The 14,753-nt window shown below is 42.1% G+C and carries 17 protein-coding genes and 1 other RNA gene; 8 read left to right on the forward strand and 10 right to left on the reverse strand.

What is annotated here, in order from left to right; translation table 11 throughout:
• Positions 1-72 precede the first annotated feature (72 nt).
• Positions 73-1,050: an electron transfer flavoprotein subunit alpha/FixB family protein gene (locus G5B30_RS13420; protein ID WP_165320504.1), complete on the reverse strand. Its 978-nt coding sequence runs from the start codon at positions 1,048-1,050 to the stop codon at positions 73-75.
• A 19-nt stretch (positions 1,051-1,069) separates the two neighbouring features.
• Complete coding sequence (locus tag G5B30_RS13425) at positions 1,070-1,807, reverse strand: electron transfer flavoprotein subunit beta/FixA family protein (RefSeq protein WP_165320505.1); 738 nt, start codon at positions 1,805-1,807, stop codon at positions 1,070-1,072.
• Positions 1,808-1,946: 139 nt separating this feature from the next.
• Between G5B30_RS13425 and G5B30_RS13430 the strand changes: the two genes are divergently transcribed.
• Entirely contained in the window at positions 1,947-2,282 is a 336-nt protein-coding gene (locus G5B30_RS13430; protein ID WP_165320506.1) for a tetratricopeptide repeat protein, read from the forward strand.
• Between the two features lie 69 nt (positions 2,283-2,351).
• Positions 2,352-2,768, forward strand: coding sequence for a copper resistance protein NlpE (locus G5B30_RS13435; RefSeq protein WP_165320507.1), 417 nt, complete (start codon positions 2,352-2,354; stop codon positions 2,766-2,768).
• Positions 2,769-2,771: 3 nt separating this feature from the next.
• On the opposite strand, the gene G5B30_RS13440 is transcribed toward G5B30_RS13435, so the two are convergent.
• Positions 2,772-3,014, reverse strand: a complete 243-nt coding sequence (locus tag G5B30_RS13440) for a hypothetical protein (protein ID WP_317164350.1) — start codon at positions 3,012-3,014, stop codon at positions 2,772-2,774.
• Between the two features lie 126 nt (positions 3,015-3,140).
• Here G5B30_RS13440 and dprA point away from each other — a divergent pair, with 126 nt between their 5' ends.
• The 6 genes from dprA (at position 3,141) to G5B30_RS13470 (ending at position 7,524) form a co-directional block, all read left to right on the forward strand.
• Positions 3,141-4,238 (forward strand): DNA-processing protein DprA, encoded by a 1,098-nt coding sequence (gene dprA / locus G5B30_RS13445; protein ID WP_165320508.1) that lies wholly within the window; start codon positions 3,141-3,143, stop codon positions 4,236-4,238.
• Positions 4,239-4,253: 15 nt separating this feature from the next.
• On the forward strand, positions 4,254-5,798 hold the full coding sequence (locus G5B30_RS13450) for an MFS transporter (protein WP_165320509.1): 1,545 nt from the start codon (positions 4,254-4,256) through the stop codon (positions 5,796-5,798).
• On the forward strand, positions 5,798-6,025 hold the full coding sequence (locus G5B30_RS13455; protein ID WP_165320510.1) for a DUF6814 family protein: 228 nt from the start codon (positions 5,798-5,800) through the stop codon (positions 6,023-6,025). Before G5B30_RS13450 ends, G5B30_RS13455 begins: the two co-directional genes overlap by 1 nt.
• 76 nt (positions 6,026-6,101) lie before the next feature.
• Positions 6,102-6,199, forward strand: an RNA gene (ffs, locus tag G5B30_RS13460) — signal recognition particle sRNA small type.
• 87 nt (positions 6,200-6,286) lie between these two features.
• On the forward strand, positions 6,287-7,129 hold the full coding sequence (gene accD / locus G5B30_RS13465; protein ID WP_165320511.1) for an acetyl-CoA carboxylase, carboxyltransferase subunit beta: 843 nt from the start codon (positions 6,287-6,289) through the stop codon (positions 7,127-7,129).
• Positions 7,130-7,188: 59 nt separating this feature from the next.
• Positions 7,189-7,524 (forward strand): MerR family transcriptional regulator, encoded by a 336-nt coding sequence (locus tag G5B30_RS13470; protein ID WP_165320512.1) that lies wholly within the window; start codon positions 7,189-7,191, stop codon positions 7,522-7,524.
• Here the strand turns inward: G5B30_RS13470 and fbp are convergent.
• From fbp to G5B30_RS13505, 7 genes are all read right to left on the reverse strand, one after another.
• Positions 7,519-8,529 (reverse strand): class 1 fructose-bisphosphatase, encoded by a 1,011-nt coding sequence (gene fbp / locus G5B30_RS13475; RefSeq protein ID WP_165320513.1) that lies wholly within the window; start codon positions 8,527-8,529, stop codon positions 7,519-7,521. The genes G5B30_RS13470 and fbp overlap by 6 nt on opposite strands.
• 39 nt (positions 8,530-8,568) lie before the next feature.
• Positions 8,569-9,063 carry a metallophosphoesterase family protein gene (locus G5B30_RS13480; RefSeq protein ID WP_165320514.1) on the reverse strand — a complete coding sequence of 165 codons (495 nt, stop codon included), beginning with the start codon at positions 9,061-9,063 and terminating at the stop codon, positions 8,569-8,571.
• A 4-nt stretch (positions 9,064-9,067) separates the two neighbouring features.
• Positions 9,068-9,781 (reverse strand): tRNA1(Val) (adenine(37)-N6)-methyltransferase, encoded by a 714-nt coding sequence (locus G5B30_RS13485; protein ID WP_165320515.1) that lies wholly within the window; start codon positions 9,779-9,781, stop codon positions 9,068-9,070.
• Positions 9,782-9,896: 115 nt separating this feature from the next.
• A complete protein-coding gene (gene greA, locus G5B30_RS13490; protein WP_165320516.1) occupies positions 9,897-10,370 on the reverse strand; it encodes a transcription elongation factor GreA in 474 nt (157 codons plus the stop codon).
• 133 nt (positions 10,371-10,503) lie between these two features.
• A complete protein-coding gene (locus tag G5B30_RS13495; protein WP_165320517.1) occupies positions 10,504-11,196 on the reverse strand; it encodes a response regulator transcription factor in 693 nt (230 codons plus the stop codon).
• A gap of 6 nt (positions 11,197-11,202) precedes the next feature.
• Complete coding sequence (locus G5B30_RS13500; protein ID WP_165320518.1) at positions 11,203-12,867, reverse strand: sensor histidine kinase; 1,665 nt, start codon at positions 12,865-12,867, stop codon at positions 11,203-11,205.
• Positions 12,867-14,753 (reverse strand): prolyl oligopeptidase family serine peptidase, encoded by a 1,887-nt coding sequence (locus G5B30_RS13505; RefSeq protein WP_165320519.1) that lies wholly within the window; start codon positions 14,751-14,753, stop codon positions 12,867-12,869. The genes G5B30_RS13500 and G5B30_RS13505 overlap by 1 nt, the downstream gene beginning before the upstream one ends.

The following is a 14,753-nucleotide window of genomic DNA, read 5'->3' on the forward strand; positions in this document are numbered from 1 at the left end:
TCTATACCTCCGTATTACAAACTTAGGTAATTCTTTTTATATGCGATATAATGGGGTGCATATAAAAAGGATTTAAGATGTCATCTTGTATGTTTTGAGGGCTTCTATTAATTGAGGGACGACCACAAAGGCGTCGCCGACAATGCCATAATCGGCCACTTTAAAGAAAGGAGCCTCCGGATCTTTATTGATAACGACTATCGTTTTCGAGGCGCTGACACCGGCCAGATGTTGAATTGCTCCGGAGATCCCTATTGCAATGTAGAGGTTGGGGCTTATGGTAATACCCGTTTGCCCGACGTGTTCGGCGTGAGGCCTCCATCCGGTATCCGAGACGGGTTTTGAACAAGCCGTGGCCGCACCGAGAACCGCAGCCAGCTCCTCAATCATGGGCCAGTTCTCCGGCCCCTTAAGTCCGCGGCCTGCCGAGACTACAATTTCGGCTTCCGGCAACGAAATTTTATCACTTGCCCGCACAATTTCTTTGATGGTTGTGCTAAAATCCGAAACAGGGAGGTCAGGCGTGTAATCCTCAATCGTGACGTCCACGACCTGCTCTGTTGCTGGGTAGGTGTTGGGATTAATGGAGAGCACCTTTGTGGCCGCTTGTAAGGAAACGGACGCTATAGCTTTGTTGGAAAAAACAGCCCTTTTCACATCGAATGAGTCACCAGATACCGACGGTAGCTCGAGAACGCCTGTGGCCAGTGCGGCTTCCAGCTTGACGGCGACACGGGGTGCTACGGCTTTTCCGCTGAAGGTATTCGACAGGACGACGATATGCGCTTGTTCGCTTTTGGCGACAGTAGCGATGATAGATGCATAAGCCTGGTTAACGAATGTCGCCAGATTTGTTGTATCTACACGTACAACTTTCGGGATACCGTAGTTGCTCAGCTTTTGCAAGGTGTCGGAAGAAACGTTACCTATGGATAAGGCGACGGCGGTAGTGCCCAACTGGGCAGCAAGATCCCGAGCATAAGAAGCAGCCTCGAAGGCAGACTTTTTCAAAAGCCCTTCGGTATTTTCTATATAGACAAGTACAGACATGATAAAATTCTTTTACTATTTAGATGACTTTAGCTTCCGTATGTAGCAGATTGACTAGCTCTTCTACCGCATTCTCGTTGATTAATCGAACATTTCCCTGTGGAGAAAGTGTGTCGAAGGTCTCGATCTTTGTTAATGCTTCCACCGCTGTAGGTTCGATGACTTCTAGGGGTTTGGTCCTTGCGCTCATAATGCCCCGCATGTTGGCAATTTTGGGTTCGGCTACACCTTCAGCAGTACCGACAACCAAGGGCAAGGAGACCGAGATAACTTCTTTTCCACCTTCGATCTCCCGTTCGACGTAGGCCTGATGATCTACAATAGAAATTCCCTTAGCGATAGATACCGATGGGATATGTAACAATTCGCCCAACATAGCGGGTACTTGAGCACCATTATAGTCTATTGATTCACGCCCCGTTAAAATAAGATCAAAATCATTTGCCTTTGCGTAATGCGCGATCTGGTTTGCTACAAACCAGGCCTCCGTCGGTTCTGCATTTACGCGGACCGCATTGTCTGCACCTATGGCGAGGGCTTTGCGGATTGTCGGATCCGTGGATGCATCTCCGACGGTTATTACGGTGACTGTTCCTGCATGTGCGCTTGCCAGATCAATTGCCTTGGAGAGCGCAATCTCATCATATGGATTGATGATAAATTGTATGCCTGCCGTGTTGAATATGGTGTTGTTGTCCGTAAATGTTATTTTAGAGGTCGTGTCGGGGACATGACTTATACACACTATTATTTTCATGATTGCAACATTTAAAGGTACGATTTGCCAATGGTGTTATTTGTATGCACATAAAGATACCCTAAATTTATAGGCTAACATAGTGGTTTTTTGATTTTGAGATTCTTTTGACTTTCTTTGCTGCACGAAACATTAGACTATGACACGGATAGCGCAACTGCAGCAATTTTTACAGGAGACACCGAATGACCCGTTCCTGCACTATGCCCTGACGATGGAGTACATCAAGCTGGACCGGAATGGGGAAGCCTTGGAAAGTTTTGAAAAATTGGTTCGGGACTATCCGGACTATTTAGGTACCTACTACCATTTTGGTAAACTCTTAGAGCAAGAGGGGCAGAAAGATCGGGCGGCTGAGATCTATACGCAAGGGATTCATTTAGCCCGGAGTAAAAGAAATATGCATGCTTTAGGAGAGCTTCAAGGGGCTTTAAACCTATTAAATGGTTTCGATGATGATGACGACGAATATTAATTTCATCTAAATCGGTGTCTTTTTATAAGTTTGGTATTTTTTTTGAGTAGGTATGGGAAAAATATTTCCATGCGTGTTGGTTTTTTCATATCGATCGTTGTTTTGTCCTTTATTTTTACATGGGCCTGTATCAACAATCAGAAAACTTCTGACGTCAAGGAGCGAAGTGATAATATGGAAATGCTATCGGCTAATGTTATAGGAGAATATTTAGGGAGCTTACCTTGTGTGGACTGTGAAGCCATCAATACATTGTTGGAAGTGCGACGGGACAATTCGTATAAATTGACTTATACGTATGAGGGGAAGTCCGATGACACCTTTGTTAAGCAAGGCTTTTGGAAAATTAACAAAAACCGTTTGATTCTTCATGGTGTAGATTACAGGTATAAGATAACAGACGATAAATTGTTTCAGTTGGATCTTGCGGGCAATGAGATAACCGGCGACCTGGCTGATAAATATGAACTGGCTCGGATAAAATAGACTTTAGCTTCCTACGATTTTCTGGATTTCAAGACCTATCCTATTGACTTCCTCATCCATACCGAATAGGGGTAAATTACTGTCAGGATTCAGTTTTAACCAGGATGTATCAGTGTCCTTAATAATCTGTACGTATTCCTGCCCCTCTTTAAAGATCGTATATGTATCTTTCTCCTCCGGAAATACGGAGTAGGTAATGCCGGCAATTTCAATGTCAAAAGGTTCTTGTATGTTCATCTTTTCCATCGTGCAAATGTACGTAATAAAATTTTTAAGTTCTCGGTAGCCCTGTTGTGAATAGATACTTTTCAGAAAAAATAAAAGTAATGTTGCAAAAAACCAATCCTATTTATATCTTTAGTCTAGCCACTTATGGACATATTAGAAAAAATTGCTTTAACAAAAATAAAGGGAGTCGGTCCAAAAACCAGCCGGCTGCTTCTTCAATATTGCGGATCTGCCGAATCGGTATTCCGTAGTTCGCGGAAACAGCTGCTATCCATCCCGGGTATTGGAGCCAGTACTGTAGATGCCATTCTCTCGAAAACATATCTTAATGAAGCAGAAGCGGAGCTTGCTTTTGTCGAGAAGCATCACATCGAAATGCTCTGGTTAGACGATGCAAATTACCCCCGGCGACTGAAACATTGTGAAGATGCTCCCTTATTATTATATTTTAAAGGAAAAGGAAATCTCAATCCACAAAAGACCGTCAGCATTGTCGGATCTCGTAATGCAACTTCGTATGGGAGACGTATCTGTGAGGAGTTTGTACGGGATTTGAAAGCTTGTGGTGTTCAGATAGTCAGTGGATTAGCGTACGGAATTGATATTCAGGCGCATCGTCAGGCATTAAAGCACGATATATCGACCATCGGCGTTTTGGGCCATGGCTTAGACCGGATCTATCCCGCAGCTCATCGAGATACAGCTCTTAAAATGTTGGAGAAAGGTGGTCTGTTGACCGAATTTCCTTCGGGGACAAATCCGGATAGGCAAAATTTTCCCATGCGTAATCGTATCATCGCGGGTATGGCGGATGTGACGGTTGTCATAGAAGCTGCTATAAAAGGAGGGGCATTAATAACAGCCGAGATTGCCAATACCTATAATCGGGATGTCTGTGCGTTCCCCGGAGGCATAGATCAGGAGTACTCTGCCGGCTGTAATTATCTTATTAAAACCCACCGTGCTCATCTCATTCGCCATGTGGATGATCTATGTTACCTGATGAACTGGGAATTGCAGGAAAAAAAATCAAAGGAAAAGCAATTGCCGCTGATCTTGGAAGGGCTGAGTACGGACGAAAAGAAGATATATACGTTTTTGGAGGAGCGGGAACAGGCAACGATGGACGAGGTAGCCATCTATTTCGATTGGCCGCAGAGCAAATTAGCGATTATTCTCCTCGAAATGGAAATGCAGGGATATCTCTTATCCTTGCCCGGAAAAATTTTTAAATTAATCTAAACCTATAATAATACGATGCAAACACAAACACAATCGACCAAGGGGATTTGGAAAGTCATTGGTGCTTCTTCCTTGGGAACATTAATTGAATGGTATGACTTTTTTATCTTTGGGAGTTTATCTGTTGTCATTTCTACCAAATTTTTTCCGGCCGATAATCCAACAGCTGCCTTTTTATCAACCTTAGCGACTTTCGCTGCTGGTTTTGTCGTTCGTCCTTTCGGGGCATTGTTTTTTGGCCGGTTGGGGGATATTATCGGTAGGAAGTATACTTTTATGGTCACATTGGTGCTTATGGGGGGAGCGACGTTCCTGATAGGCTGTATTCCGAGTTACGAAACTATAGGCTTTTGGGCGCCACTTTTGGTATTGGTGTTGCGGCTCTTGCAAGGATTGGCTTTAGGGGGTGAGTATGGCGGTGCGGCCACCTATGTTGCAGAACATAGTCCGAAGGGGCAGCGCGGCTATTGGACTTCATGGATACAAACGACGGCGACATTCGGTTTGTTTGTGTCGTTGGTTGTTATTCTGATTACACGGGCTTTGATGACCGATGCGCAGTTTGACGTATGGGGATGGCGCGTTCCGTTCTTATTGTCTATTTTTATGGTCTATGTATCGTATCTGATACGTAAAAACATGGATGAATCGCCCGAATTTAAACAAGCTAAATCGGAAGGTAAAACATCCACAAATCCGCTAAAGGAGAGTTTTGGTAACAAATACAACCTAAAGTTTGTCTTATTGGCGCTCTTTGGAGCGGCGATGGGGCAGGGTGTAGTATGGTATACGGGACAGTTTTATTCCATGAGCTTTATGAAAACGGTCATGTTTCTCGACTCGGATCAGGCCGATATGATCTTAGGAATTGCTTTAATCTTCGGAACGCCATTTTTTATTGTTTTCGGACGGCTTTCGGATAAAGTAGGACGGAAATGGGTGATGCTGACGGGAATGTTGCTGGCCGTGCTGACCTACAGACCGATATATGAAGCGATGTATCAATTGACAAATCTGGAGCATAAAACGGAGCTGCGTGACCTGTATACGTCAGATAAGGCACGTGTGGAGACCGAAAAGGGGCAAGATGAAGTGATAACCGTGACGAAGGTATACGATGACGGCACGGAGGTGCGGGATATACAGACTACCCATTTGGACAGTGAGGGCAACCCGCTTTTAGCAGAGGGGAAGGTATTGACCTCTCATAAATCGATTGTGCATATCAGTGGTAAAAATTATATCGCGCTTATCGTGCTGATTTTTATTCAGATTATTTATATCACTTTGGTATACGGACCTATTGCAGCCTTCTTAGTTGAAATGTTCCCCGTCAAGATTCGGTATACCTCGATGTCGCTGCCTTACCATATCGGGAATGGTGTTTTCGGTGGCTTGCTGCCTGCGGTATCTACTTATTTGGCGACAAATGCACATGTCGCAGGCAATGTTGAATTTTACTTAGCGGGATTATGGTACCCTATCATTGTATCTGCGGTGTGTTTCCTTATTGGAGCGATGTATATTAATAAATCTATGGTTTCAAAAAATGACTTATAATGGAAGGATTAAAGAAAATATTAGGTATCGTTTGGATTATTCTGGCTCTACTGGCTGCCTATTTTTGTATTGTTAGATTTGGTGTTCCTAAACTTGGGACGGGCCATCAGGAAGATTTGGTTTTTGGATTGATCATTGTCTTTATATTGACGCCGATTATCTCCATTGGCTTGGGTATATTCGGTTATTACGCGTGGAAAGGTGAGTATGATAAGGACAAAATTTAGTAGCTGAATATCAATTGACTATAGCAAATTCGGAGGAACAATTTTTTTACATTAAAAAAAATGCTATTTTTGCGGTGGGTAAGTCCTTTACGACCAGCTCCCTTTGACTCCCCCAGGTTGGGAACAAAGCAAGGGTATTAGGTTGAGCGGTGCGATAAAGGGAGCTTGCCCATTTTTTGTTTATTGCAGTCCTCACGTGCATTTTAATTTTAACTTTCTACTTATCTTTCGTTTATTTGTAAATTGTATTAAAGCGAGTATATGAGTTGGTTTAAAAGAAATAAGGCAGGAATTAATACTGCGACAGAGAACAAGAAAGAGGCCCCTGATGGAATGTGGAACAAATGTCCTTCCTGTAAAAAGCCCCTTTTAAACCTGGAACAAATTGAAAATAAATACGTTTGTCAATATTGTGGATATCATCTGAGAATAGGTTCAGCAGCCTATTTTTCTATATTATTTGATGATAATCAATTTAAGGAGCTGTTCGCTGACCTCACCGCAGGAGACCCTTTGCATTTTGTAGACAATAAGCCCTATCATGAGCGATTGGTAGAGAGTCAGGCGAAGACTGGCCTGAAAGATGCTTTGCGGAGTGCGCATGGAAAAGTTGACGGACAGGAGCTTGTCATTGCATGTATGGATTTTAATTTTATCGGTGGATCAATGGGATCAGTAGTTGGTGAAAAAATAGCACGATCTATTGATTATTGTATACAACATAAGTTGCCTTTTATGTTGATTTCCAAATCGGGCGGTGCGCGTATGATGGAGGCCGCATTTTCACTTATGCAAATGGCGAAGACATCGGCAAAATTAGCCTTGCTCAGTCAGGCGAAGTTGCCTTATATCTGTCTTTTGACGGACCCTACTACCGGCGGTGTTACAGCTTCCTATGCCATGTTAGGAGATATCAATATTGCGGAGCCTGGTGCCTTAATTGGTTTTGCAGGGCCTCGTGTCATTAAAGAAACGATTAAAAAAGACCTGCCAAAAGGATTCCAGACTTCGGAATTTGTATTGGAACACGGATTTTTAGATTTCATTGTCGACAGACGCCAACTCAAAGAAAAAGTATCTACCTTCTTGCAGTTGGTAAAATAAAAGCATAAATTCGAATATAGGTTGTATATTTAGTTGTTATAGACATAAATTCGAAAGGTATGCCTTACAAAGAGCGAGAAATAAATAAGCTATACTATACGATGGGGGAGGTCACCCGTATGTTTGGTGTAAATGCCTCTCAGATTCGTTTTTATGAACGTGAATTTGATATCCTTCAGCCCAAAAAAAATAAGAAAGGAAATCGGCTCTTTACGCAAGATGATATCGCTAACCTAAAAATTATTTTCAACCTGGTGAAGGAAAAAGGCTTCACGCTACAAGGAGCAAGAGACTATTTACGGTCCAATAAAACAGAAGCAAAGGAGAATCAGAGAGTCATTGATTCGCTCGAACGGTTGAAATCCTTCTTGTTGGAGGTGCGCGATAGCCTATGAGTCCTTGGACATAAACTCCAAAACTTTATCCACCATTTCTGTACTGCCCATAATTGCCGGAACACGTTGATGTAAATCATCAGGTTTGATTTCCATGATACGTTGTTTACCGGTAGATGCCTTGCCTCCTGCTTGTTCAATGATGAAAGCAATGGGGTTACATTCGTACATCAATCGCAGTTTACCGAGCGGTTGGGTTGCCGTCTGCGGATAAATGAATATGCCCCCTAATAAGAGATTGCGATGTATATCAGCAACCATCGAACCGATATAGCGCGATGTATAGGGTCGATTGGTTTGGATGTCTTCCTCTTGGCAGTATTTGATATAACTCTTAATGCCTTGTGGAAATTTTAAATAATTTCCTTCGTTGATGGAATATATCAGTCCTTTTTGTGGTATTGTCATGTTGGGGTGCGAAAGGCAAAATTCGCCTATTGACGGATCTAGTGTAAAACCATTGACACCTTTTCCGGTGGTATAAACCAACATCGTAGAGGATCCATAGATAACATAGCCAGCGGCAACTTGGTCGACGCCGGACTGTAGCAAATCTTCATGCGTCAACGGGTTGCCGACTGCACTTTTCCGCCGGTATATAGAAAATATGGTGCCGACAGAAACATTGACTTCGATATTGGAGCTGCCATCCAAGGGATCTATACAAACGATATACTTGGCATTTTTGGAGATACCCGTATCTGTCAGTTCAACACCGTCCTCTTGTTCTTCAGAGGCAACAAAACAACATTCCCCACCACTCTTCAAAGCTTTGATGAACTGCTCGTCCGCATATACATCTAGTTTCTTCTGTTTTTCTCCAAAGATATTAGTGTCGCCCACCGTTCCTAAAATATCGACCAGCCCGGCTTTGTTTACTTCTCGGTTTACAATTTTAGCAGCGATTCCGATGTCGCGCAATAGTCGGGACAATTCACCTTTTGCGTAAGGGAAGTCGGCTTGTTTTTCGATAATAAACTGGCCAAGTGTTTTCAGGGGATTCATAATTTTCGTTTATATTTTGGGGCAAAAGTATAAAATATATTATCGTATCCCTAATTCTATCACTTCAAGATCAAATATTTTTGTGCAATCGATTGAGAAACGCATTAATGTGCGAATTTTATGCCAGCCGTGTCTACCTGCGGCGCCCGGATTCAGGTGTAATAGATCCAGTTTCGGATCGTGCTGTACTTTTAAAATATGGGAGTGTCCACAGATAAATAGTTGAGGTGGGTTGATGCGTATTTCGGGTCTCACTTGTGGGGCATATCTACCCGGATATCCTCCGATATGAGTCATCCACACGTCTACATCTTCGCAGTGAAAACGTAGATGTTCGGGACATACTTGCCGCACGTCCTTTCCGTCAATATTACCGTATACGCCTTTGAACGGTTTGAAAGTCTCCAGCCTATGGATAATGCCGATGTCGCCGAAATCTCCAGCATGCCAGATTTCGTCACACGCTTGGAAATAGCGGAAGACAGCGTCGTCGAGATAGCCATGGGTGTCAGAAAGGAGTCCTATGTGTTTCATATTTTTAAAAAGCTAAGAAAAAGGGTTTTAACAGTTGGCGATATTCGTCAGAATAGATGCCTTTATCGGCGTATATGACAAAGTTTTGTTGATGAGGAAGGATGGGCGGTATATCTTTTTGGAAAAAAAGGATTTGGCGGAGCGCTCTTGTGTTTTCGAATGAGCGTATCGCGATCTCCTGTGTTGGATATAATTTGTGCTTCAACGCTTCTTGTTTGATTTCAACGGATAATTCGGTAGGGAGAATAAGCTGTAACATGCCCCCGTCTTGTAATCGGCAATATGCGAAATTCAACATACTTTTGAAAAAGTGAATATCGGTATGTTTGGCTACCTTTTTTCTTTCGTTGGGTGCATGCAGTGAATTGATGTAGAAAGGAGGGTTGGATACAATCAGATCATATCGGCTATCTTCACCGATCACTTCAAATGAACTATTAAACACGTTGATCCGATTGGAAAAGGTTGAATTTTGAAAGTTTATACCGGCTTGGTGGGCGGCTTGTGTGTCGATTTCTACGGCATCTATCTTCGCGAAGGGGAAACGTTGTGCCAGCATCAAAGCGATTACCCCTGTGCCCGTTCCTATGTCCAGTATCTCCTGCGGATCGTCATGGGATACCATGGCACCCAGTAACACCCCGTCAGTGTTGATCTTCATCGCACAACCGGCCTGCTCTACGTTGAATTGTTTAAACTGAAATGTCGATTTTGCCATGTAAGGCAAAGATAGAAGTAAAAAAATAGAGACGCTAAAAATATAGCGTCTCTATCAGGAATAAATGATGTTATTGAGCGGTTATGGCAGTACCGCTCATAACCTTTCAAAACCGTTAGCGTGAAATCTCCAGGATTTCGAATTCCAACTCACCTGCTGGGACATTGACCTTAGCAATGTCTCCCACAGACTTCCCTAATAACCCTTGGGCGATGGGGGACTTCACCGAAATCTTTCCGGACTTCAGATCAGCCTCTGTCTCTGAAACCAGCTGGTATTTCATTTCAGCGCCGTTCTTTTTGTTTTTAATCCGTACGATAGACAAGGCCAATACCTTTGAAGTGTCCAGCTTGGACTCATCGATAAGACGAGCACTTGCCAACACATTCTCTAACTTGGCGATCTTTGCTTCATGCAGTCCTTGCGCATCCTTAGCTGCGTCGTACTCTGCATTTTCAGAGAGGTCTCCCTTGTCTCTCGCCTCCGCAATTGCGCGGGCGATGGAAGCTCTACCCTCGGTTTTTAAATATTGTAGCTCCTCTTTTAGCTTCGCTAAACCTTCCTCTGTGTAATAAGTTACTTCTGCCATAATTATTTAATTAACTTAAACTAATACTAATTTTTAACCAAAAAAGAGACAAGACCACATTCCCTATGTCAGGGATGCGGTCTTGTCTGTCTCTTACGAAGATAAACTAATTATTTAATATTTCCAAATACTGTTATTCCTGATTGACGAATTTATACCCCAGACCTCTGACCGTTTGGAGATACATCGGTTTGTCGGGATTATTTTCTATTTTCTTCCGTAGACGAACGACATGCATATCGAGCGTCCGGGTATTGACGTTGGAGCTGTACCCCCACACGACTTCCATCAGTTCTTCCCGCGTAATCTCCCTTCCCATATTTTGTAAGAAATGCAGCAATATTCTGTTTTCTAATATAGTGAGTTCAATCTTCTTACCATCGCGGACTAAAGAGTGGATATTAGGATGGTGTTCGGTGTCGCCGAAAGTATAGACGTCTTTGCTGTTTTTGGGAACAAAAAAGCGGATCTTATTTTCGATCATGGCCACTAATACATCCATATTAAAAGGCTTTGTGATATAGTCTGTTACGCCATAGCTATATGCATCAATCTTATCAACGTCCTGTGACTTCGCGGTCATCATGATAATGATCTGTTCAAACCCTTCTTTCCGTACGCTTTCACAAACTTCGATTCCTTCCTTTCCCGGCAGCATCCAATCTAACAGGACAATATCCGGTGTTTCGCTAAGAATTAGTTTTTCGGCTTCAATGCCATTGCCGCTTTGGATAACATGATAACCTTCCGTTTGCAATCGGTGACTGACTAAGAACCTGAGGTTCTCATCGTCTTCTATGACAGCAATTGTTACTTCTTTGTCCATAAATATTTATTTTACTTCTATCGGAAAAATTAACGTAAATATGGTGCCTTTTCCTACTTGACTTTCCACCTTGATTTCTCCATGCATAAATTCTGTAATCTCTTTACAAAACGCTAATCCCAATCCAATGCTTCCTTGTTGATTAAATTGGTTCTTTACACGATAAAACTTCTTAAAGATACTATTAAATTCTTTTTTATCTATACCTATTCCTTGGTCTCTGAACACAATAACAAAGTTTTTTTTGGTTTGTTCTACTTTGATGTCCAATATCTTTCTGTCTATAGGCGAATATTTATAAGCATTGTCTACGAGATTCTGAAAGACACTATTCAATAATACCGGATCGGCAAACATCTCCTGCGTGGCGTTTGTCATGAAGTTTAATTTCAGATCAGGATACTTTAGCTGGGAAGCATCGATTATATGTTGGCAAAACTCATTAATATCGATGTATTCGCCGTTGAATTTCAGTGATTTATTCTCTATCTGTGCGAAAGAAAGGAGCTTATTCATGAGACTATTCAACTTATCGGCCTCCTGATCGAGTATCCGTCCGTACATGGCCCGTTCGTCATTGGACAATTTATCGGCGCTCTTGATATTGTTTCCGGCTATTTTAATAACGCTCACCGGCGTTTTAAATTCGTGTGTTAAGTTGTTGATAAAGTCATACTGCAATTGATAAAGCTTGCTGTTGATCATGACATTCCGGTAGATCATATAGACAAATCCGAGTAAGATCAAATAGATGGCGATCAGCCCACTGATGACGGGGAAAAAGCGCTGGTTTATATTTTTGGAGATAAAATAATCGGAAGATTCGAATTGTAATTTAAACTCCGATAAAGCCCCGGGTAGGGGGAGCTCTGTCGTGAGATAGGGCGCATGATCGCTTACGGTCTGATCCACAACGGGCTTGATGCTAATATGCTCATACAAGTCGGGGTATTTATTGGTTATTTTTAGTTTTCTCGGATCAATATCAAATATAAACAGATCTTGATTGTAGGAGGTCAGTTGAAGATTTGGCCGGTTCATCAGTGCCTGGTATGCAATAAGATCTGAAGTTCGGGGAATATTGAGGTAAGACACTTTGCCAGGCTGAACGCCATAAAAAATCTTATAAAAATCGATATCCGTCAATTGGAGCGAATCTTGTGATTTATCCAGATAACTGATAAGCTTTAGCATCATATTATTAAAATCTTCTGAGATTTTAACTCTATTCGTCGTTTGGTTATCAATGAGCAGCTTATGCTCCTGATTGAGTAGGTAGCGGATCTTGGTTTTAACCAATATACTTAGGTTTTTGGCTTTAAGCCCTTCGCCGACAGAATCTTTATTGGTCAAAATAATATCATAAAAGGTGATATCATGTATAAAGGGGTATTTCCGTAAGAAGACATTGGCCATATCCAATGCCTGTACCGAATCGATATAGCCCTGATAGTAGGATATTTCAGGTATTTTTTCTGTGAAAAATTCGGTGAACTGCAGAATGGACTCATCAAATATTTCGACTTTTTTATTGTTGAACTCGGTTTCTACAAAGTTGATCGTCATGACACGCGCCAAGTAGGCCACTACGGCAAAGAGAATAGTCACTAACAACGAAAACGTTATCAATAATCCCCAGTTTTTTCTATATCTCAGCTCTTGATTGTGCATTATTTGAGATAGGTCTCAAGAAATTGCTCTATTTCCTGATAATAAGCGATGATATTTTCTTCTTTTCGAATCCTTTTGCCTTCTTCTTTGTTATAAATATAACGAACCGGGACGTTGTTGTTTTTCACACGCTGTACGAATTGATTGACGTCGGTCGTACTGTTATATCGGTCTTTTCCTCCTTGAAAGATCAGAAGAGGTGTTCTGATCTTTTCTGCATGGAATAGGGGAGATATGGCCTTAAATAAATCTGATTCTTTATGTGGATTGCCAATGATGCGGTGATAAAGTCGTGTATATGATTGATAGTAAGGTGGAATTTCCTTGAAATACGTGAACAGATTGGTATATCCGGAAGAAGATATTGCACAAGTATATAATGTCGGGCTAAAACAGGATGCATACAATGCTGAGTAACCACCAAAACCTGTACCCATGATGGCTACCCGTTTGGGGTCTGCAATTCCTTCATTGATCAACCATGTCACGCCGTCGTTAATGTCGCTTTGGATTTTTCCACCCCACTGTTTAAAGCCGGCAGTATAAAACTCCTTGCCGAAGCCCACGGAGCCGCGGTAGTTTATCTGAAATACAAGATAACCACGATTTGCTAAAAACTGTACTTCGGCATTAAAGCCCCATACATCTCTACGGTTGGGCCCATCGTGTACCAGTACAACCACGGGATATTCTGCTGTTTTTTTATGGGGATAGGTTAGAAAGCCATGAATAAGCTTGCCGTCTCTCGCATTGAACGTCACTTGTTTCATGGGTGAAAGAGTCTTGTCTGCCAATAAGGGATTTTGCGGCGACAGTTCTACGATGGTATCCTTTTGCCGATAATAATAGTAGATACTGCCCGGGTTAGTATCGGTGTAGGGTTTAAATATAACGGTATTAAAAAGACTGTCAACATCTATAATATCCAACGTATAGTCTCTAAAGCGTTCTCTGATTCGTTCATAAATTTTTGCCAATTCCTTATCATGAATGAGGGTATTCTTCTTTTCGTTATAGATTGAGCTATATAATACCGATTTGCGGCCCGAAGAGTATCCTTCCCAATTGATATCATTGTTGGGATCGGCATAGAGTATTTCGGCTTCCCGTCCGGTATTTAGATCAAGTGTTACTAACGCTAATTTATCTCTTCCGAGATTCGAAAGTGCATAAATCTGGTCTTTCTTGTTTTTAACAGGGCCTAAATGTATGATTTTTGATGATGAATCGGTCTGAAGTACGTTATGGTACTCTTGGTCTTCTTCTTCCCGATACCACAATGTTTCCTGCACACTGTCACTGGACATCGCCATCCTTACCTTTCCGTCAAAGGAAGCGTACCAAGACATGAAGCCTTCGGAATTTTGCTCCATAAATTGCGGACCTGATCCATCTAACGGTATTCTATATAAATCGAAAACAGAGGAATCCCTCAAATTCATCATGACATGAAGGTGTCCGTCTATTGCCTTGGCGGGGTGAACCCATCTGAGCTTGGTGTCAACAGGTTCCATAAGGGGAGAAGACGCTTCGGTATGAATGTCGATAGTATAAAGGCGGATACGATCGTCAGACGATTGACTGTTAGAATACACCAAAGTATCATTCGTCGCCCAGAAAAAATACTGGACGTTCATTTGGTCTTGATAGGTTAATTGTTTGGACGAATCCGTATGTTCCAAATCGAGGATGAAGATATTACGGCAATGCTCGTCCAGGCCGATATAGGCTATGCGTTTTCCGTCGGGTGAAAGTTTAAAACTTGATTTGTCCGGCTTTTCAAAGAAATCTTCAATAGGTATACGCTGATAATCACCGGTTTTTCTTTTACAAGCCCATGCTAACCCCAACATGCCAACCAACACTATATATATATGTATCTTCAA

It is taken from the genome of Sphingobacterium sp. SGG-5 (genome assembly GCF_011043525.1).
Lineage (GTDB): Bacteria > Bacteroidota > Bacteroidia > Sphingobacteriales > Sphingobacteriaceae > Sphingobacterium.

What these genes read in the sequence shown, in the direction of transcription:
- G5B30_RS13420 (WP_165320504.1), bottom strand. Translation starts at nt 1,050, where the DNA reads ATGTCTGTACTTGTCTATATAGAAAATACCGAAGGGCTTTTGAAAAAG.
- G5B30_RS13425 (WP_165320505.1), bottom strand. Translation starts at nt 1,807, where the DNA reads ATGAAAATAATAGTGTGTATAAGTCATGTCCCCGACACGACCTCTAAA.
- G5B30_RS13430 (WP_165320506.1), top strand. Translation starts at nt 1,947, where the DNA reads ATGACACGGATAGCGCAACTGCAGCAATTTTTACAGGAGACACCGAAT.
- G5B30_RS13435 (WP_165320507.1), top strand. Translation starts at nt 2,352, where the DNA reads ATGCGTGTTGGTTTTTTCATATCGATCGTTGTTTTGTCCTTTATTTTT.
- G5B30_RS13440 (WP_317164350.1), bottom strand. Translation starts at nt 3,014, where the DNA reads ATGGAAAAGATGAACATACAAGAACCTTTTGACATTGAAATTGCCGGC.
- dprA (WP_165320508.1), top strand. Translation starts at nt 3,141, where the DNA reads ATGGACATATTAGAAAAAATTGCTTTAACAAAAATAAAGGGAGTCGGT.
- G5B30_RS13450 (WP_165320509.1), top strand. Translation starts at nt 4,254, where the DNA reads ATGCAAACACAAACACAATCGACCAAGGGGATTTGGAAAGTCATTGGT.
- G5B30_RS13455 (WP_165320510.1), top strand. Translation starts at nt 5,798, where the DNA reads ATGGAAGGATTAAAGAAAATATTAGGTATCGTTTGGATTATTCTGGCT.
- accD (WP_165320511.1), top strand. Translation starts at nt 6,287, where the DNA reads ATGAGTTGGTTTAAAAGAAATAAGGCAGGAATTAATACTGCGACAGAG.
- G5B30_RS13470 (WP_165320512.1), top strand. Translation starts at nt 7,189, where the DNA reads ATGCCTTACAAAGAGCGAGAAATAAATAAGCTATACTATACGATGGGG.
- fbp (WP_165320513.1), bottom strand. Translation starts at nt 8,529, where the DNA reads ATGAATCCCCTGAAAACACTTGGCCAGTTTATTATCGAAAAACAAGCC.
- G5B30_RS13480 (WP_165320514.1), bottom strand. Translation starts at nt 9,063, where the DNA reads ATGAAACACATAGGACTCCTTTCTGACACCCATGGCTATCTCGACGAC.
- G5B30_RS13485 (WP_165320515.1), bottom strand. Translation starts at nt 9,781, where the DNA reads ATGGCAAAATCGACATTTCAGTTTAAACAATTCAACGTAGAGCAGGCC.
- greA (WP_165320516.1), bottom strand. Translation starts at nt 10,370, where the DNA reads ATGGCAGAAGTAACTTATTACACAGAGGAAGGTTTAGCGAAGCTAAAA.
- G5B30_RS13495 (WP_165320517.1), bottom strand. Translation starts at nt 11,196, where the DNA reads ATGGACAAAGAAGTAACAATTGCTGTCATAGAAGACGATGAGAACCTC.
- G5B30_RS13500 (WP_165320518.1), bottom strand. Translation starts at nt 12,867, where the DNA reads ATGCACAATCAAGAGCTGAGATATAGAAAAAACTGGGGATTATTGATA.